This window comes from Vibrio sp. 2132-1 (assembly GCF_033344315.1).
This window is the reverse complement of sequence record NZ_JAWPON010000006.1, coordinates 282,028-300,570: the sequence shown is the minus strand read 5'-3', so window position 1 is coordinate 300,570 and position 18,543 is coordinate 282,028. Positions and strand designations below refer to the sequence as shown.

Below are 18,543 nucleotides of genomic sequence, written 5' to 3'. Positions count from 1 at the left end.
GCGACACTAGCTCAGTTGGTAGAGCGCAACCTTGCCAAGGTTGAGGTCACGAGTTCGAACCTCGTGTGTCGCTCCAGATTTAAGGCCTAACATGAAAATGTTAGGCCTTTTTCGTATTTTTTGAAAATCTCAAACTTCTTTTCTGTCACAGACTTCGTTAAGTAACGAACCCTTTGTCTCATTGACTCAAGTGATTGTTCATTCTGCCATTGCAATGCATCTTAGCCATTCCTACTAGTCTATGTTTAAACCATCACTTGTGGAGAATAACCACTCTTGCTCCAGGCAAAGCTGTGACGAGAATGCTATCTTTTTAAATGTTCCGGATATAGAAAGGAATGTTTTACGATTAAGCAGCACAACCTTAAACCTCTGTTGGATGAGGTGATGATATCTCAAGAATATTTGTTTAAATAACAGCTGTTTGAGAGAAGCAGAAAAGCATAGCTCATGAATATGAACATGTGAGTTGCAATGGGGTATGTTTTGTTGTGATTTACATCACTGTTACTAATATGAAAAATCGTTGCCAGAAGATTTTATTTTGTGATAAATTCGCGCGCAATCTCGGAGCGTAATTAACAACGTTTGATCTCTGGGGGATACGCGTAGTGACCATTCAAGCTGATTGTGACACTGCGTAGGGTAGGTATCGGCAAAGCCTTTTGTCGATAGACGGGATACTAATGCTGTAAACGCGGCATATTAATGGGAAACCCAACATTGAAACCTTTGAATAAACACACACTAATCAGCTTCATACTGCCGAAATGTCCTGTTTTACAAAACGGGTGCATTACAGAACCTTGATTAATCCCTTTTACATATAAAGTCGCGAGTATCGTGGCGGATGATCTGTATTTGTCATTTATGCACTGACAAATGCGGAGGGGTATTCACACCTCCTGTAATTTCATTCTAATGATTTTAATACAGGATACAGAATTATTATAATTCAAGGGATTATGTAGTATGAGCACTGCCTTTGAAGTCGATAGCAATATCGCAAACATTTTTTCGTCCCAGGTTCCTATCGTTGAGGGAACGTATGACTTAACGCCAGATCAAGTATTGATTGATCAGGCTGAGCATGAATCTGAAGTACGTTCTTATCCACGTCGTTTGCCGATCGCAATTAAACAAGCCTTTGGGTGCTTGGTTGAAGATACGCGTGGACAGATCTTTCTAGACTGCCTTGCGGGGGCTGGCACTCTAGCTTTGGGGTATAACCATCCTGAAATAAACCAAGCGCTGAAAGAACAATTAGATTCAGGACTGCCATATCAGACGCTAGATATTGCAACATCAGCAAAAACGACGTTTATTCAATCCGTTAAGTCTTTTCTTCCTCAAGAGTTAAGCGAGAACAGCGTTATCCAATTTTGTGGCCCGTCTGGAGCTGATGCGGTTGAAGCTGCTATCAAGCTCGCGAAACAGACTACCGGTCGCAACACTATGTTTGCCTTCCGTGGCGCATACCATGGTATGACTAATGGTACGATGGGGATGATGGGTAACTTAGGCACGAAAGCTCGTCGAACTGGTTTGATGTCGGATGTGCACTTTATGCCTTTCCCATACAACCTGCGTTGTCCTTTTGGGCTTGGCGGTGATGAAGGTGCGAAAGCAAGTATTCGTTATATCGATCGTCTTTTAAACGATGATGAGTCAGGCATTATGAAGCCTGCCGCGATTATCGTGGAGCCAGTGCAAGGTGAGGGTGGTGTTGTTCCTGCGCCAGCATTCTGGCTACGAGAGTTACGTCGTATTTGTGATGAACACGGTATCTTACTGATCTTCGATGAGATCCAGTGTGGTGTTGGTAAAACTGGCTACAATTTCGCGTTCGAAGAGTCGGGCATTGTTCCAGATATTCTGTGTTTATCAAAAGCAATTGGTGGTGGTTTACCAATGTCGCTATTGGTTATCAACAAGCAACATGATACATGGAAGCCGGGCGAGCACACAGGTACATTTCGTGGTAACCAGCTAGCTATGGTCTCTGGTGCGAAAGCATTAGAAATTATCCAGCGTGATAACCTTGTTGAGCATGCCAATGTTGCGGGTCAGTACCTGCGCTACGGCCTTGAAAGTATTCAAAAGCGTGTGAACTGTATCGCAGAGGTTCGTGGCAAAGGTTTGATGCTAGGCGTGGAGATTAAAACTCCAAACGGTGAACTCAATAAATTTGGTGAACCTCAAGCGGATAGTGAACTCACACTGTCTATTCAACGCGCAGCACTCGAGCGTGGCTTGATCGTTGAGAAAGGTGGACGCGAAGGCGCAGTAATTCGTTTCCTTCCTCCTCTTATCATCTCGTTTGAACAAATCGACTTTGCTTTACGTGTATTTGAAGACGCGATTTTAGCCGCTGGCGGTAGTCACATCGAAACTCAGCCACAAGATGAATGGAAGAAGCATTTCATCCACACTGGAGAGATGGGCAGCAATGAATTTGCTTCGGTGATGAATCACACTACTACGGCAATGAAGTCAGTGTTTGAACAAGTGACTGCACCGTATTCAGGTATGGATCCAAAAGCATTGGAAGCAGCGATTCACGACGTTGATCTTGATAATGGAAATGCGCCTCTTAAATCCGTTATCGACGATGCTGCTGATCTGGTCGCGAAAAACGCAATTTTTACTCAACATCCAGATTGTATTGCTCACCTGCATACTCCACCGTTGATGCCAGCGATTGCGGCAGAGGCAATGATTGCGGCTTTGAACCAGTCGATGGACTCATGGGATCAAGCTTCATCAGCGACTTATGTTGAACAGAAAGTTGTGAACTGGCTATGCGATAAATATGAGTTAGGTGAAAAAGCGGACGGTATCTTCACGAGCGGCGGCACGCAAAGTAACCAAATGGGTTTGATGCTTGCGCGAGATTGGATTGCTGACAAACTCAGTGCACACTCAATTCAAAAGCTTGGCCTTCCTGAATACGCAGACAAGCTACGTATTGTATGTTCGAAAAAATCCCACTTCACGGTTCAAAAATCAGCGTCTTGGATGGGATTGGGTGAAAAAGCGGTCATGACCGTCGATGCTAATGCCGATGGAACGATGGATGTCACTAAGTTAGACGAAGTTCTCAATCAGGCCAAAGCAGAAGGTTTAATCCCATTTGCCATTGTTGGCACAGCGGGTACAACGGATCACGGTGCTATTGATGACTTAGACTTTATCGCCGATATGGCAGCGAAACATGACATGTGGATGCACGTCGACGGTGCATACGGTGGAGCTCTGATTCTAAGTAGCCAAAAAACACGTCTGAAAGGTTGTGAGCGTGCACATTCCATCAGCGTAGACTTCCATAAGCTGTTTTACCAAACCATCAGTTGTGGTGCGCTATTGGTAAACGACAAGTCTAACTTTAAATTCCTGCTTCACCATGCAGACTACTTGAACCGCGAACACGACGAACTACCGAACTTGGTGGATAAGTCTATTGCGACAACTAAGCGTTTTGATGCGCTCAAAGTGTTTATGACGATGCAAAGCGTAGGGCCAAAAGCACTAGGCGATATGTATGATCATTTGCTTGAACAGACGCTTGAAGTGGCGGACATGATTCGAGATAACAAACACTTTGAGTTGTTGGCTGAACCATCACTATCTACGGTTCTGTTCCGAGCGACACATGAATCAGCGGATCTTGATGAACTGAACAAAACGTTGCGCTTAGAAGCGTTAACACGCGGTATCGCGGTATTGGGTGAAACCATTGTCGACGATAAAACTGCATTGAAATTTACGATTTTGAACCCGTGTCTGACGACGGCGGACTTTGAATCTTTGCTCTCAAAAATCAATACGCTAGCGGCAGAGCTAGTTTAACAAAGGTAACGGAAAACTATGGCAATTCTACAGATTGGTGCAGGCGGCGTTGGCTGGGTAGTTGCACATAAAGCAGCACAAAACAACGACGTTCTGGGTGATATCACAATCGCATCACGTACCGTAGGTAAGTGTGAGAAAATCATCGAATCGATTCAGAAGAAAAACAATCTGAAAGATTCAACTAAGAAATTAGAAGCGCGAGCGGTAAACGCGGACGACGTAGATTCTTTAGTTGCTTTAATTAAAGAAGTACAACCTGACTTAGTGATCAACGCAGGTCCTCCTTGGGTGAACATGTCTATTATGGAAGCATGTTACCAAGCTAAAGTGTCATACCTTGATACATCTGTTGCGGTTGACTTGTGCTCTGAAGGCCAACAAGTACCTCAAGCTTACGATTGGCAGTGGGGCTACCGTGAGAAGTTTGAAGAAGCGGGCATTACAGGTATTCTTGGTGCTGGTTTCGATCCGGGCGTAGTATCGGTGTTTGCCGCATACGCAGTGAAGCATCTGTTCGATGAAATCGATACTATCGACGTAATGGATGTAAACGCAGGCGACCACGGTAAGAAGTTCGCAACTAACTTTGATCCAGAAACGAACATGCTTGAGATTCAAGGCGATTCGTTCTACTGGGAAAACGGCGAGTGGAAACAAGTACCTTGTCACTCACGTATGCTTGAGTTCGAATTCCCGAATTGTGGCTCACACAAAGTGTACTCAATGGCGCACGACGAAGTTCGATCTATGCAAGAGTTCATCCCGGCGAAACGCATCGAATTCTGGATGGGCTTTGGTGACCGTTACCTAAACTACTTCAATGTGATGCGCGACATCGGTCTACTCAGCCCAGATCCACTAACGCTTCACGACGGTACGGTTGTTCAACCTTTGCACGTGCTAAAAGCACTACTACCAGATCCAACATCTCTCGCACCAGGCTACACTGGCCTAACGTGTATCGGTACTTGGGTTCAAGGTAAAAAAGATGGTAAAGAGCGCAGTGTATTTATTTACAACAACGCTGATCACGAAGTCGCATACGAAGATGTTGAACACCAAGCTATCTCATACACCACTGGCGTACCTGCGATCACTGCTGCTTTGCAGTTCTTCCGTGGCAAATGGGCAGACAAAGGCGTGTTCAACATGGAGCAGCTAGATCCTGACCCATTCCTAGAAACCATGCCATCTATTGGTCTAGATTGGCATGTTCAAGAACTGGAGCCAGGACAACCTGTTATCCATAAATTGAAGTAAGAATTTAGCGACTCTTATTTGTACGTTTAAGCCGATGCACTTGCGTCGGCTTTGTTCGATTTTATAGTGTCTTTGCTAAGGCGAAGGGACGTAAGGTATCAAAATGCAACAAAACGAACTAAAAACGCCATACTTCATGATCAATGAAGACAAGCTGATTGAGAATCTAGAGAAAGCAAAACAGCTAAAAGACATCTCTGGTGTGAAGCTTGTATTAGCACTGAAGTGCTTCTCAACATGGGGTGTATTCGACATCATCAAGCCTTACCTAGACGGAACAACAAGTTCTGGCCCGTTTGAAGTGAAGCTTGGCTACGAAACGTTCGGTGGTGAGACACACGCATACAGTGTGGGTTACAGCGAAGATGACGTTCGCGATGTGGCGGACATCTGTGACAAGATGATCTTTAACTCTCAGTCACAGCTAGCGGCTTATCGTCATATTGTCGAAGGTAAAGCATCGATTGGCTTGCGCCTAAACCCAGGTGTGAGCTATGCAGGGCAAGACTTAGCAAACCCAGCGCGTCAATTCTCTCGTCTTGGGGTTCAGGCTGATCACATCAAACCGGAAATTTTTGATGGTATTGATGGCGTAATGTTCCACATGAACTGTGAGAACAAAGACGTAGATGCGTTTATCGGCTTACTCGATGCTATTTCAGATCAGTTTGGCGAGTACCTAGATAAGCTGGACTGGGTGAGCATGGGCGGCGGCGTGTTCTTCACATGGCCGGGGTACGATATCGAGAAGTTGGGGTTAGCACTTAAAGCGTTCTCAGAGAAACACGGCGTACAAATGTATTTAGAGCCGGGTGAAGCGATAATTACTAAGACCACTGATCTCGTTGTAACAGTGGTTGATATTGTAGAGAACGTAAAGAAGACGGCGATTGTCGATTCGGCCACAGAAGCTCACCGCTTAGATACGTTGATCTACAATGAGCCAGCGTCAATCCTTGAAGCATCTGAAAATGGTGAACATGAGTATGTGATCGGCTCGTGCTCTTGTTTGGCTGGTGACCAGTTCTGCGTGGCGAACTTCGAACAGCCTCTAGAGATAGGACAGCGTCTGCATATTCTAGATAGTGCCGGTTACACCATGGTGAAACTAAACTGGTTTAACGGTCTACGTATGCCGTCGGTCTACTGTGAACGCTCGAATGGTGACATTCAAAAACTGAATGAATTTGACTACTCTGATTTCAAACGTTCACTGTCTCAGTGGTCAGTGAAATAAAACGTATTGAGTATTAGAACGACAAAGAGCAGCTGAATTGCTGCTCTTTTTATTGGGGAAGCGTTAAAGGTATGCAGTTAGCTTTCTACAATTACACGAGTGTCTTCACTCAGAGATTCTAACTCATTGGCTATGTCTTCAATTTCTAGCTCGCTAGGTAGTTTTATCGCCATTTTAGCGCTGAATAAGCTAGAGCTTACCCCTCCGCCTCCAGCAATGAATACACGCTGACAATCCATATCTAAAATTGAGATACCTTGATTATCGAGAACGTGAGTAATTTCATTCACAATACCCGCTCTATCGTTGGCATCTAAACGAAGTTGGAAGATAGTCTCTTCACGATATGAATGAGGTTCAGAGTCGACGAACCTAACAACAAGAGTCTGACAAGAAGAGAACGCCTGTTTAACGATGTCGGCATTTTCTCTTGGAAGCTCTACTTTGATGACACCTGCAACTTGGTCTTCGATAAAGTTTACTTTGCTGATCAGCCATTTCCCGCCGTTTTCGTGTGTGATTGCAGCGAGCTCTTTAATCGTGGCGGGTGACGCTTGTCCGACAAAATTAACAATAAATACGGTGTTCATAATGTCCCCTCCTGGAATCAAGGTTTGGACGCAGTACGAATAAACGTGCTACTTAAGTTATTGGAATAAATCCTTTTATTTAGTGTAGGTGCTAAGGGCAGGTAATGTTTGATGAAAGTCAATTTTTAACACTAATTCGTGATGGAAATAATTAAAATAATGTTCAGAGCACAAAAAAGCAGCCATCGTAAGGCTGCTTTTTACCGAGTATCAACTTAGGATTAGAACGTTACTTTTAACTCGACACCATAAAATTGACTGTCATAGTTTGCGCCTGCGTCCATGGCGAATTTTGCAACATCTTGGTTTCCAAACCAAGGTGATGAATTGAATTGTAGTTCTGCACTACCGCCCCATGCATCAGTTACCCAATAATGAATATGTCCAACAGGGTTTAAGAAGAAGAGCGAAACATCACCTGCGGTTTCAGAGCCCATAACTTCGCCGCCGTTGGCAATAATGTCTTGCTCAGCCGTTAACATCATTTCACCAACAACAGCACCAAAGAATGGTGTGATAAAAATATCCTGCCAAGATGGTACTTCTGCGAACGCCTCCACGCCATACTCCCAAAAGAACGTCGACATAGTTGCGGAGTACAAAAACGACTGAAATTCATTATAGCCAGCGTGACGTGCTGCCGTGTAGTAAACGCCGCCAAAATATGGGTGCATGATGTAGTTGAGGACATGTTCATCGCGATCCCAAACGGGGCCGTCAGAGACATTATCTTTCCACTTTTGCCCCAACTTACTCATGTCTCGGTCTTCTTCGTCCCATTTGGTGATACTTTCTGGAAGAAAAGTCATCATGCCTACGGTCGCGATACTGAGACCTAGAATGGTGTAGGTTTGACCCATCAGGTAATCCCAGTCTTTATCTTGAGGGATGATGAGATGTTTAGGCTGAAGCCCTGCGTCAAGGTTTAGCGAATCATCATTATTCTGTTCATACATAACACCGCGATTTTGAGCCTCGAAGGTGTACAGAGTCGTCGTTTCGCAGTAACCTGACAAGCAATCAGGTGTGTAAGAAAACTCTGTATGACGGTTTAGGTCATAGCGACTTGCGTGTGCAAGCGCTGACGAAGCCAAGCAAAGGCCTGTTAGAGTCGTCTTGAGCATGGATGATTTTGACACAAAGGTCTCCGAGTTAATGGTGTATGTTCGGGCTCGTAATTATCCCTCAAAACATCAATCATTTAAACACTTGACCCTTATTTAGTCCCAACAAACCTCGGCGAGATTTGTCCAAATAAAAAGAAAAATAAGCGCTATAACGAAAATAGGATTGTGCTTACGTTCAGGAGTCAGTTGTGAAAATAGCAATGCTTAGTACTGGTGAGGAAGTCCTCCACGGTGATATTGTTGATACTAATGCGGCATGGTTGTCTAGCCTGTTTTATCAACATGGATTTGGCTTAACAAAGCGCTCAACGGTTGGTGATAGCCTATCGAGTTTGGTTGAAGAGTTTTTAATGCTCAGCTTTAACAACGATGTGGTTATTGTTAATGGTGGTTTAGGCCCTACAACGGATGACATGAGTGCTGCCGCCGCCGCGAGAGCCGCCGATTGTAAACTGGTGCTATTCAAAGAGTGGTTGCAGCATCTAGAAAGTTTGTATGCTCGACGTGGCATCCCTATGCCGGACAGTAATTTAAAGCAAGCAATGCTGCCAGAAACGGCAGGGATATTGGACAACCCGATAGGCACTGCTTGCGGTTTCAAAATGCTGATTAATGATGCCATTTTTTATTTCACACCGGGTGTACCAAGTGAATTTAAGCTCATGGCAGAGACGCAAATTCTTCCCGATCTGAGAAGAGTGTTTCCCGATGTTCAAGGTTCATGTTGTAGTCGAATCTACACGTTTGGTCTATCTGAATCCGGTATTTCAGATAAGCTAGATCAGCTAAAACTTCCTCAAGGCTATGAGCTAGGGTATCGCTCTTACTTGCCTTTTATTGAAGTGAAACTTTTTGGTCCTTCAGATCAGCTTGAACAGCGTTTGAAACTCGTACAGATAATTAATAAACACCTTGAGAGTAATACCGTTAGTATTGATTTACCTATGGTTGAAAATGTCGGCCAGTTGTTGGTCGATAAAGGACTAACAGTGTCGACCTCCGAAAAAAGTAGCGGAGGATACTTAACGTACTGGCTAAACGGTGATGAAAACGCTGAAAAGCAACTAGGGCATGGTTGGATACTACCGAGCCTGACTCAAGCGATGGCCAACAGCGGAGATCCATTAGCAGAAACGTTTGCTCTGGCTGGTGCTACGCGAGAGAAGTGTGGGACGGATTTATCACTCGTTACTGGCCATATTGAAGAGGGTTTTTTTTCCGTCGCTTTATCGACACCGTCAGGCGAGTGGGGAGCGTTATATAAACTCTCGAAAAAGTATCAGCGCAGTGATCAAGTTAAAGTGATCAGCACGGCAGCTCTAGACTTGTTGCGTCGCTACCTAGAACGTAAACCGATGTTTGCGCATTATGCATTTTTAGAGAAAGTTAAAGAGATGCACCTCCCGAGCAGTGCTTTATAACCAAAGCTCTATACAGTAGTCTGAGAGACAAAACACAGAGACAAAAAAGCCAAGGTGATTGCCTTGGCTTTTGCATTTTATACCGTCGAGTCAACGTTATGCGCGCTGCTTTTCTTTCATCGCGTAGTTAACGCCGCTAAGTGACAAATCTGATTTTGCTTTACAGATACAAGGTAATATTTCATCACTTTGTGTGTAAGCCATGGCAAAACCAACATACTCCACTTCACCAGACTCCAATTTGCAGCGACAGGCGCCGCAGTGCCCATCACGGCAGTTGTATTCTGGTAATAGGCCAGCTTGCTCCATTGTTTCCAAAATCGTATTGGAAGGGTTGGATTCAATGCTGATCAGTTTGTTGATTTTGAGTGTTGCCATTACAGCTCGAATCCTTCGAAGTCATCTGCGCGAACTTCATTGTCAATTTGACCCACAAGGTAAGAAGAGATTTCTGCTTCTTGAGGCGCAACTTGAACGTTATCTGAAGACAACCAAGCGTTAATCCATGGAATTGGGTTGGTTGTTGCTTCTGGATACGCTGCTGGTAGACCTACCGCTTGCATACGAATATTTGTGATGTATTCAACGTATTGGCTTAGGATGTCTTTGTTTAGACCGATCATAGAGCCATCTTTGAATAGATACTCTGCCCACTCTTTTTCTTGCTCAGCCGCTTCTTTGAATAGGTCAAAACAGTCCTGTTTTGCCTCTTCTGCGATTTGCATGAAAGTGAAGTCATCTTGACCGTTACGTAGCAGGTTGATCATGTGCTGCGTGCCGTTTAAGTGAAGTGCTTCGTCACGAGCGATCAGCTTGATGATTTTCGCGTTACCTTCCATTAGTTCGCGTTCTGCGAAAGCGAAAGAACATGCGAAACTTACGTAAAAACGAATGGCTTCTAATGCGTTAACAGACATCAGACAGATGTACAGCTTCTTCTTAAGATCGTACAGACTAACCTTAACCGTTTCACCGTTAAGGACATGCTCACCTTCACCGTAGCGATGGTAATCATTCGTCGCTTGAATCAAATCGTCGTAGTAGTGCGCGATGTCTTTTGCACGCTTCAGAATGTGCTCGTTCTCAACGATATCATCAAACACTACAGCAGGGTCGTTCACGATGTTACGAATAATGTGTGTGTAAGAACGAGAGTGAATCGTTTCAGAGAAAGACCAAGTCTCAATCCAAGTCTCTAGTTCTGGCAGAGACACAAGCGGCAGCAGTGCCACGTTAGGGCTGCGGCCTTGGATAGAGTCAAGAAGCGTTTGGTACTTCAAGTTAGAGATGAAGATGTGCTTCTCGTGATCTGGCAGTTTGTTGTAATCGATACGGTCGCTAGATACGTCTACTTCTTCTGGACGCCAGAAGAAAGAAAGTTGTTTCTCGATAAGTTTTTCGAAAATCTCAAACTTTTGTTGGTCGTAACGTGCAACGTTTACTGATTGACCTAGGAACATTGGTTCCTTCAATTGGTCATTCTTTTTTTGGTTAAAAGTACTGTAAGCCATAATGCCTCAATTCCTTTTAAACCTCCCCGTAAGGGGGAGGTTATCGATAGTCTGTCTTTACGGGTTCGCTAGGTACGGGAAGATTAAATCTTACAACCGCCGCCAGCACAATCGTCATCTTGTGGTTGAACAGCGTCTTTCTGTTCATCTTTCGCGCCATCACGAGTGTTGTGGTAGTAAAGCGTTTTCACACCAAACTTATACGCTGTTAGCAGGTCTTGAAGTAGTTTCTTCATTGGAACCTTGCCAGTCTCGTAACGTGACGGGTCGTAGTTAGTATTAGCAGAGATAGCTTGGTCAACAAACTTCTGCATAATACCCACAAGGTGTAGATAACCGTCGTTCGAACCGATATTCCAAAGCAGTTCATAGCTGTCTTTAAGTTCTGTGAACTCTGGTACAACTTGCTTCAGGATACCGTCTTTCGAAGCTTTTACTGAAACGTAACCACGTGGTGGCTCAATACCGTTAGTTGCGTTTGAAATCTGAGAAGAAGTCTCAGAAGGCATTAGCGCAGTCAGTGTTGAGTTACGTAGGCCGTGCTCCATAATTTCTTTACGTAGGCTGTCCCAGTCGTAGTGCAGCGCTTCGTCACAAATTAGGTCGATATCTTTCTTATACGTATCAATCGGCAGTAAGCCTTTCGCGTAGTTCGTCTCGTCGAATGAAGGGCACTTACCTTGTTCTTTCGCCAGTGCTACAGATGCTTTCAATAGGTAGTACTGCATTGCTTCGAACGTACGGTGAGTTAGGCCGTTCGCGCTACCGTCAGAGTATTTCACGCCATTCTTCGCTAAGTAGTAAGCAAAGTTAATCACACCAACACCTAGCGTACGACGGTTCATAGTCGATTTGTATGCCGCTGGTAGAGGGTAATCTTGGTAATCAAGCAGTGCATCTAACGCACGAACAACAAGATCGGATAGCTCTTCGAAATCATCTAGAGACTTGATAGCACCTAAGTTGAATGCAGAAAGCGTACACAGTGCGATCTCGCCTGAGTCATCTTCAACGTTAGTTAATGGTTTCGTTGGTAGTGCGATTTCTAAACATAGGTTCGACTGACGAACTGGAGCAACTTCAGAATCAAATGGGCTGTGAGTATTACAGTGGTCCACGTTCTGGATGTAGATACGACCCGTTGATGCACGCTCTTGCATTAGCAGAGTGAACATTTCAATCGCTTTAACCGTTTCTTTCTTGATTGAAGGATCGTTCTCGTACTTCACGTATAGACGCTCAAACTCTTCTTGGTTTTCGAAGAATGCGTCGTACAGACCAGGTACATCAGATGGTGAGAATAGCGTAATATTGCCGCCTTCAACTAAACGTTGGTACATCAGTTTGTTTAACTGAACACCGTAGTCCATGTGACGAACACGGTTTTCTTCAACACCACGGTTGTTCTTAAGTACCATTAGTGAGCGTGCTTCACCGTGCCACATTGGGTAGAACACAGTAGCTGCGCCACCACGTACACCACCTTGTGAACAACATTTTACTGCTGTTTGGAAGTACTTGTAGAACGGAATACAACCAGTGTGGAATGCTTCACCACCGCGAATCTCTGAGCCTAATGCACGGATACGACCTGCGTTGATACCAATACCAGCGCGCTGAGATACGTAACGAACAATTGAGCTTGCTGTTGCGTTAATAGAATCAAGACTATCGCCACACTCGATCAGAACACATGAGCTGAACTGGCGAGTAGGGGTACGCACGCCAGACATAATTGGCGTAGGTAGAGAAATCTTAAATGTCGATGTCGCATCGTAGAAACGTTTGATGTAATCAAGACGCGTCGCTTTTGGATATTTCGCAAATAAGCACGCTGCTACAAGGATGTATAAGAACTGAGCACTTTCGTAAATTTGGCCCGTAACACGGTTCTGTACGAAGTACTTACCCTCTAGCTGCTTAACTGCCGCGTATGAGAAGTTTAGGTCGCGTTTATGGTCGAGGTACGCATCAAGTTCGTCGAGTTCTGCTTTTGTGTAGTCTTCTAGAATATGTTGATCGTACTTACCCATATCGACGAGGCGAGACACGTGATCATAAAGCGTTGGTGGCTCGTATTGGCCATACGCTTTTTTACGCAGATGGAATACCGCTAGGCGAGCAGCTAGGTATTGGTAATCCGGAGTCTCTTCAGAGATCAGGTCTGCCGCAGACTTGATGATTGTCTCGTGAATATCTGTCGTTGTGATGCCGTCGTAAAACTGGATGTGAGCGCGAAGTTCTACTTGAGAAACCGAAACATTATCTAGACCTTCTGCAGCCCAAGTGATAACGCGATGGATTTTATCCAGATCGATACTTTCTTTACGGCCATCACGCTTGGTGACGGTAAGTTGTTGGTTCATTCTGCTTTATTTCCCTAAGAAAACTGATAAAAGCCGTATTTTTGTTTGTTTATGTGCAATATGAGTAAAGCTTGCGGCGGCTTTGTGATCAAAGTCTATCTATATATTGTCGCTTAAACACAACATATAGGGGTTCATTTGTTTGCGGGTTACAAGATAGTGCTATTACACTGATTTATCAAGGTACAGATCGGGGATGACTTGTGGATAACTGACAAAATGAAAAAAATCAGTAAGTGAACACTAACCGATGAGAAAAGGGCAGACTTGAATGGTTAAAAGTACGGTTTCGAGATCGGTTTAGAAATAACCGCATGCAAAAATATTTTCCTTGATCTTTGGCCGTTTTTATCTACGAAAAATGGCTTGGTCAAAATGGAATCTAGAGCACGAATTTTAGCCATAAAAAGACAAAAAAAGCGGCAACTTTGTGCTACCGCTTCCGATTCATTTTCTTTAAAAAATGTCAATCACAAAACTCATTTTTTAACTTAATAGCGTTCAGTATTTTTTAGTATGAACGATGTAGTTTACATCTACATTACGACCGAGTTTGTAGCTATCATTTAGAAGGTTGTAATGAAGCCCAGTAATGCCCATTTCCGTCAGGTCAGTTTGGTCTATCATCTTCATCATTTCGGCTGGCTTGATAAACTTATCGTGCTCATGAGTGCCTTCAGGAACAATCTTAAGAAGCTTCTCAGCACCGACAATAGCAAATAAGTACGACTTAATGTTTCGGTTCAAAGTTGAGAAAAACACGTGACCACCGGGTTTGACTAGCGCAGCACAAGAGCGGATAACGGAGAGAGGATCTGGAACGTGTTCAAGCATCTCCATACAAGTCACGACATCGTAAGTTCCTGCGTTTTCTATAGCGTGGTCTTCTATTGTGCTCTGAATGTAGGTCAGTTGAGTACCTGTTTCTAATGCATGTAGTCGCGCGACTTCTAATGGTTCTTTACCCATATCAAGTCCAGTCACAATAGCGCCTTCTTTTGCCATGCTTTCAGCAAGAATGCCACCACCACAGCCGACATCAAGTGCGCGCTTGCCAAACAAGCCATTTGCTTTTTCAAGTACATAGTTCAAACGAAGTGGGTTAATTTGATGAAGCGGCTTAAACTCGCCTTCTAAATCCCACCATCGAGAAGCCATGTCCTCGAATTTCTTAATTTCACTTGGGTCGACGTTTTGTGCTTTAGTCATAATTGGTTTTATTGCATTCAATCTGAGTCCTTTAGAGGGCGCCAGTATACTCCAACGTTTTACACCCAAACAACCTCGATGTGCTTAGTTAAGGGACAATGACAGAGTTCACTGGCGCGGCAATCGAGACAGGTGCCTGTAATTTGTAAAGCGCTAACTATTGTTTTTGGTTCATCCTTGAACTGGTGCCAGTGATAATAACTCTAAAACCTGCATTTTCGCGTTGTGTGGTTAAAGGAATTTACCTCGCTTTTCCGCGTAAAGGGTCCGATTTTGCTCAATGTTGACCGAAATATAACCACTAATCAGAAAGATATGGGATGAGTGTGCAAATTCTCGACATTTGATTCATAACCAAGCTCACAACCTGATAAAAGGAGAGGGAAAGTGATGCCGAAGTGATGAATTGTGTGTTATATTTTTGCACCTTACACGTATCGTAATTACGATCAGATAATAGAGGGATAATGGCTCTATGAGCGATTTAGCTAAAGAGATCACGCCCGTAAACATTGAAGATGAGCTTAGAGGTTCATACCTAGACTATGCGATGTCAGTCATCGTGGGTCGTGCTCTTCCAGATGTGCGTGATGGCCTAAAACCAGTACACCGCCGCGTTTTATTCGCGATGAACGTACTAGGCAACGATTGGAACAAACCATATAAAAAATCAGCCCGTGTTGTCGGCGACGTAATCGGTAAATACCACCCACATGGTGATAGTGCTGTGTACGACACAATCGTACGTATGGCTCAGCCGTTCTCGCTTCGTTACATGCTGGTCGATGGTCAAGGTAACTTTGGCTCGATCGATGGCGACTCTGCTGCGGCAATGCGTTACACCGAAGTTCGAATGGCAAAAATTGCCCATGAACTATTGGCTGACCTAGACAAAGAAACCGTAGACTACGTACCAAACTACGACGGTACTGAGCAGATCCCAGCGGTTCTTCCAACTAAAATTCCAAACCTATTGGTTAACGGTGCTTCTGGTATCGCAGTAGGTATGGCAACCAACATCCCGCCTCATAACCTTGGCGAAGTGATTGATGGCTGTCTTGCATACATCAATAATGAAGAAATCACTATTGATGAACTAATGGATTACATTCCTGGTCCTGATTTCCCAACGGCGGCGCTTATCAGCGGTCGTAAAGGCATTGTAGACGCGTACAAAACAGGTCGTGGCAAAATCTACATGCGTTCGAAAGCGGACATCGAAGTGGAGAAGAATGGTAAAGAGACCATTATCGTCACTGAAATTCCTTACCAGGTGAACAAAGCTCGCTTGATCGAAAAGATCGCTGAGCTAGTTAAAGATAAGAAAGTAGAAGGTATCAGTGCACTGCGCGACGAGTCAGATAAAGACGGTATGCGCATTGTTATTGAGTGTAAGCGCGATGCTGTGGGCGAAGTAGTTCTAAACAACCTTTACGCTCAGACTCAGCTGCAAACCACTTTCGGTATCAACATGGTGGCCCTAAACAATGGCCAGCCACAGCTATTCAACCTAAAAGATATGTTGAAGTGCTTTGTTGATCACCGTCGTGAAGTTGTGACACGTCGTACTATCTTCGAACTGCGTAAAGCGCGTGAACGTGCTCATATCCTTGAAGGTTTAGCTCTAGCGCTTGCTAACATTGATGAAATCATTGAGCTTATCCGTAAGGCACCTACACCGGCTGAAGCAAAAGCGGGTCTTATCGCTCGTGGTTGGGATTTAGGCAACGTTTCAGCAATGCTAGAGCGTGCTGGTACAGATGCTGCGCGCCCTGAATGGCTAGAGCCTGAATATGGTATTCGTGATGGTCAGTACTTCCTGACTGAGCAACAAGCACAAGCTATCCTAGATCTACGTTTACATAAACTAACAGGTCTAGAACACGAGAAGATTCTTGGCGAATACAAAACACTTCTAGAAGAAATCGCTGAACTCATGCATATCCTTGCGAGCACTGAGCGTTTGATGGAAGTGATCCGTGAAGAACTTGAAGCGGTTCGTGACGGCTTTGGTGACGCTCGTCGTACAGAAATCACAGCTGCGAGCCATGATATTGACATGGAAGAGCTGATCGCACGTGAAGACGTTGTGGTTACTCTATCTCACGGTGGTTACGTTAAGTACCAAGTACTGAGCGACTACGAGTCACAGCGCCGTGGTGGTAAAGGTAAGAGTGCGACTAAGATGAAAGATGAAGACCATATCGAGCGTCTTCTAGTGGCGAATACCCACGATAACATCTTGTGTTTCTCTACTCGTGGTAAAACATACCGCCTGAAAGTTTACCAATTGCCTCTAGCGAGCCGTACTGCGCGTGGTAAGCCAATCGTAAACATCCTTCCACTCGAAGAAGGTGAGCGCATTACCGCGATTCTACGTGTTGATGAATTCTCTGAAGACAAATTCATCTTCATGGCAACAGGTGACGGTACGGTTAAGAAAACGCCGTTGAACCAGTTTGCAAACGTACGTTCAAACGGCCTAATCGCTGTGAACCTACGTGAAGACGATTCGTTAATCGGTGTGGATATCACTAACGGCGAAAATGAAATCATGCTGTTCTCTAAAGCGGGTAAAGTGGTTCGCTTTAAAGAAGCAGAAGAGATTCCAGTACTTGATAAAAATGGTAAACCAGTTCTTGATGAGAATGGTCAGCCAGAGATCAAGTTTAAAGGTGTTCGTCCTATGGGTCGTACCGCCTCTGGTGTTCGTGGTATGAAACTGGCTGAAAATGACCAAGTTGTATCACTTATTGTTCCTTCGCACGAAGGCGACATCCTAACGGTTACAGAAAACGGTTATGGTAAACGCACAGCACTTAGCGAGTACCCGACAAAAGGTCGTGGCACTCAAGGTGTAGTTTCTATCAAAGTTTCTGAGCGAAATGGCCCGGTAGTTGGTGCTATCCAGGTTGTTGAAGGTGATGAAATGATGATGATCACCGACGCTGGCACGTTAGTACGTACTCGTGTGGGTGAAGTTAGCCAAGTTGGTCGTAACACACAAGGTGTAACGCTTATCCGTACTGCGGAAGATGAATCAGTTGTTGGTTTGCAACGTATTGAAGAAGTTGATGATGAAGAGCTGCCTGCTGATGAAGATGCAGAAGCGTTAGAGTCAACAGACGAAAATACGCAGCAAGACGCTTCAGAAGCTCCAGCTGCTGATGATGCAGAGGAAGGTAACGAAGAGTAATCTTACACCGTTATCTTGATATGAAAAGCCGAGCCTTAGTTGCTCGGCTTTTTTGTATCTGTATCAACGCATTTAAAGTAAGAAATGCGTACACTGACGTTATCTTTGTTTACAGGACGTGTTATGTCTGTTTGGTTTTTCGCTGCCATCACTCTGATGGGGTTGTTTATCGTACTCTTATCACTGAGTGCATCAAAAGCTAAACCTACTCAATGGTTTGGCTTTTGCCTGTTAGTACTTGTCGTGACGAGTGCCAGTTTCTTATTGCTGCATCAAACTCCGCCTAAACCAATACAAGCGGAAATGTCACGAATGATGACTGCTCGTGACATCATGAAAGAGATTCAAGACCAGTTGCGTGAAGATCCGAACAACGCTGAATTGTGGTTCCAACTCGGGCAGGGCTACCTGCTAGAGGGGGAATTTGATGGCGCGCTGATTTGTTTTGATTACGCGATCCAGCTGACTGAGCCAGTCAGTGCCACGCAACTTGCCGCAAAAGCGACGACCTTGTACTACATTCACCAGCAATCAATGACGCAAGAAGTTAGCTTGCTTTTGGAGCAAGCTTTGCAGATAGAACCGCACAATGAAGCCGCTTTGTCTTTGATCGCAAATGATCATTTTCTGTCATTCCGATTTCAGGAAGCGATTGATGCCTGGGTACTATTATTAGATTCTAATGATCCAAATTTAGATAGGGTGCAAATCATTAACTCTATTAACAAAGCAAAAGAGCTGTTGTAAGCGTACAATTTAATAAGCAGTAGAGGG

12 protein-coding genes and 1 tRNA gene are annotated in these 18,543 nt (G+C 44.4%); 7 read left to right on the top strand and 6 right to left on the bottom strand.

Annotation, left to right across the window (positions count from 1 at the left end; genetic code table 11):
• The 4 genes from R8N47_RS09045 to nspC all read left to right on the top strand — a co-directional run bounded on the left by R8N47_RS09045 (position 1) and on the right by nspC (position 6,349).
• A tRNA-Gly gene (locus tag R8N47_RS09045) sits at positions 1 to 76 on the top strand.
• 896 nt (positions 77 to 972) lie between these two features.
• Positions 973 to 3,849, top strand: coding sequence for a pyridoxal phosphate-dependent class III aminotransferase (locus R8N47_RS09040; protein WP_064354134.1), 2,877 nt, complete (start codon positions 973 to 975; stop codon positions 3,847 to 3,849).
• An 18-nt stretch (positions 3,850 to 3,867) separates the two neighbouring features.
• Entirely contained in the window at positions 3,868 to 5,112 is a 1,245-nt protein-coding gene (locus R8N47_RS09035) for a carboxynorspermidine synthase (protein ID WP_012841628.1), read from the top strand.
• Positions 5,113 to 5,215: 103 nt separating this feature from the next.
• On the top strand, positions 5,216 to 6,349 hold the full coding sequence (gene nspC, locus R8N47_RS09030) for a carboxynorspermidine decarboxylase (protein WP_025767273.1): 1,134 nt from the start codon (positions 5,216 to 5,218) through the stop codon (positions 6,347 to 6,349).
• 77 nt (positions 6,350 to 6,426) lie between these two features.
• Here nspC and R8N47_RS09025 read toward each other — a convergent pair whose 3' ends face one another.
• The gene (locus R8N47_RS09025) at positions 6,427 to 6,939 is read right to left on the bottom strand and encodes a glycine cleavage system protein R (RefSeq protein WP_064354133.1); all 513 of its coding nucleotides are present in this window, start codon (positions 6,937 to 6,939) and stop codon (positions 6,427 to 6,429) included.
• A gap of 221 nt (positions 6,940 to 7,160) precedes the next feature.
• Positions 7,161 to 8,063: a DUF3943 domain-containing protein gene (locus R8N47_RS09020; protein ID WP_064354132.1), complete on the bottom strand. Its 903-nt coding sequence runs from the start codon at positions 8,061 to 8,063 to the stop codon at positions 7,161 to 7,163.
• A 191-nt stretch (positions 8,064 to 8,254) separates the two neighbouring features.
• On the opposite strand from R8N47_RS09020, the gene R8N47_RS09015 reads away from it, so the two are divergent.
• A complete protein-coding gene (locus R8N47_RS09015) occupies positions 8,255 to 9,487 on the top strand; it encodes a CinA family nicotinamide mononucleotide deamidase-related protein (RefSeq protein ID WP_213913655.1) in 1,233 nt (410 codons plus the stop codon).
• Positions 9,488 to 9,583: 96 nt separating this feature from the next.
• On the opposite strand, the gene yfaE is transcribed toward R8N47_RS09015, so the two are convergent.
• From yfaE to ubiG, 4 genes are all read right to left on the bottom strand, one after another.
• On the bottom strand, positions 9,584 to 9,865 hold the full coding sequence (gene yfaE / locus R8N47_RS09010; protein WP_005376817.1) for a class I ribonucleotide reductase maintenance protein YfaE: 282 nt from the start codon (positions 9,863 to 9,865) through the stop codon (positions 9,584 to 9,586).
• A complete protein-coding gene (gene nrdB, locus R8N47_RS09005) occupies positions 9,865 to 10,998 on the bottom strand; it encodes a class Ia ribonucleoside-diphosphate reductase subunit beta (RefSeq protein ID WP_005376818.1) in 1,134 nt (377 codons plus the stop codon). Before nrdB ends, yfaE begins: the two co-directional genes overlap by 1 nt.
• A gap of 83 nt (positions 10,999 to 11,081) precedes the next feature.
• On the bottom strand, positions 11,082 to 13,364 hold the full coding sequence (gene nrdA, locus R8N47_RS09000) for a class 1a ribonucleoside-diphosphate reductase subunit alpha (protein WP_005376819.1): 2,283 nt from the start codon (positions 13,362 to 13,364) through the stop codon (positions 11,082 to 11,084).
• A gap of 501 nt (positions 13,365 to 13,865) precedes the next feature.
• On the bottom strand, positions 13,866 to 14,573 hold the full coding sequence (gene ubiG / locus R8N47_RS08995; protein WP_054577035.1) for a bifunctional 2-polyprenyl-6-hydroxyphenol methylase/3-demethylubiquinol 3-O-methyltransferase UbiG: 708 nt from the start codon (positions 14,571 to 14,573) through the stop codon (positions 13,866 to 13,868).
• 475 nt (positions 14,574 to 15,048) lie between these two features.
• On the opposite strand from ubiG, the gene gyrA reads away from it, so the two are divergent.
• Together gyrA and R8N47_RS08985 are read left to right on the top strand one after the other, a co-directional pair.
• Positions 15,049 to 17,769 (top strand): DNA topoisomerase (ATP-hydrolyzing) subunit A, encoded by a 2,721-nt coding sequence (gyrA, locus tag R8N47_RS08990; RefSeq protein ID WP_053306578.1) that lies wholly within the window; start codon positions 15,049 to 15,051, stop codon positions 17,767 to 17,769.
• A 123-nt stretch (positions 17,770 to 17,892) separates the two neighbouring features.
• On the top strand, positions 17,893 to 18,516 hold the full coding sequence (locus R8N47_RS08985; protein WP_053306577.1) for a tetratricopeptide repeat protein: 624 nt from the start codon (positions 17,893 to 17,895) through the stop codon (positions 18,514 to 18,516).
• Positions 18,517 to 18,543 lie beyond the last annotated feature (27 nt).

Bases quoted from the DNA above. Each gene is read 5' to 3' on its own strand.
- R8N47_RS09040 (WP_064354134.1), top strand. From the start codon at position 973: ATGAGCACTGCCTTTGAAGTCGATAGCAATATCGCAAACATTTTTTCG.
- R8N47_RS08985 (WP_053306577.1), top strand. From the start codon at position 17,893: ATGTCTGTTTGGTTTTTCGCTGCCATCACTCTGATGGGGTTGTTTATC.
- yfaE (WP_005376817.1), bottom strand. From the start codon at position 9,865: ATGGCAACACTCAAAATCAACAAACTGATCAGCATTGAATCCAACCCT.
- R8N47_RS09035 (WP_012841628.1), top strand. From the start codon at position 3,868: ATGGCAATTCTACAGATTGGTGCAGGCGGCGTTGGCTGGGTAGTTGCA.
- R8N47_RS09025 (WP_064354133.1), bottom strand. From the start codon at position 6,939: ATGAACACCGTATTTATTGTTAATTTTGTCGGACAAGCGTCACCCGCC.
- gyrA (WP_053306578.1), top strand. From the start codon at position 15,049: ATGAGCGATTTAGCTAAAGAGATCACGCCCGTAAACATTGAAGATGAG.
- nrdB (WP_005376818.1), bottom strand. From the start codon at position 10,998: ATGGCTTACAGTACTTTTAACCAAAAAAAGAATGACCAATTGAAGGAA.
- ubiG (WP_054577035.1), bottom strand. From the start codon at position 14,573: ATGACTAAAGCACAAAACGTCGACCCAAGTGAAATTAAGAAATTCGAG.
- nspC (WP_025767273.1), top strand. From the start codon at position 5,216: ATGCAACAAAACGAACTAAAAACGCCATACTTCATGATCAATGAAGAC.
- R8N47_RS09020 (WP_064354132.1), bottom strand. From the start codon at position 8,063: ATGCTCAAGACGACTCTAACAGGCCTTTGCTTGGCTTCGTCAGCGCTT.
- nrdA (WP_005376819.1), bottom strand. From the start codon at position 13,364: ATGAACCAACAACTTACCGTCACCAAGCGTGATGGCCGTAAAGAAAGT.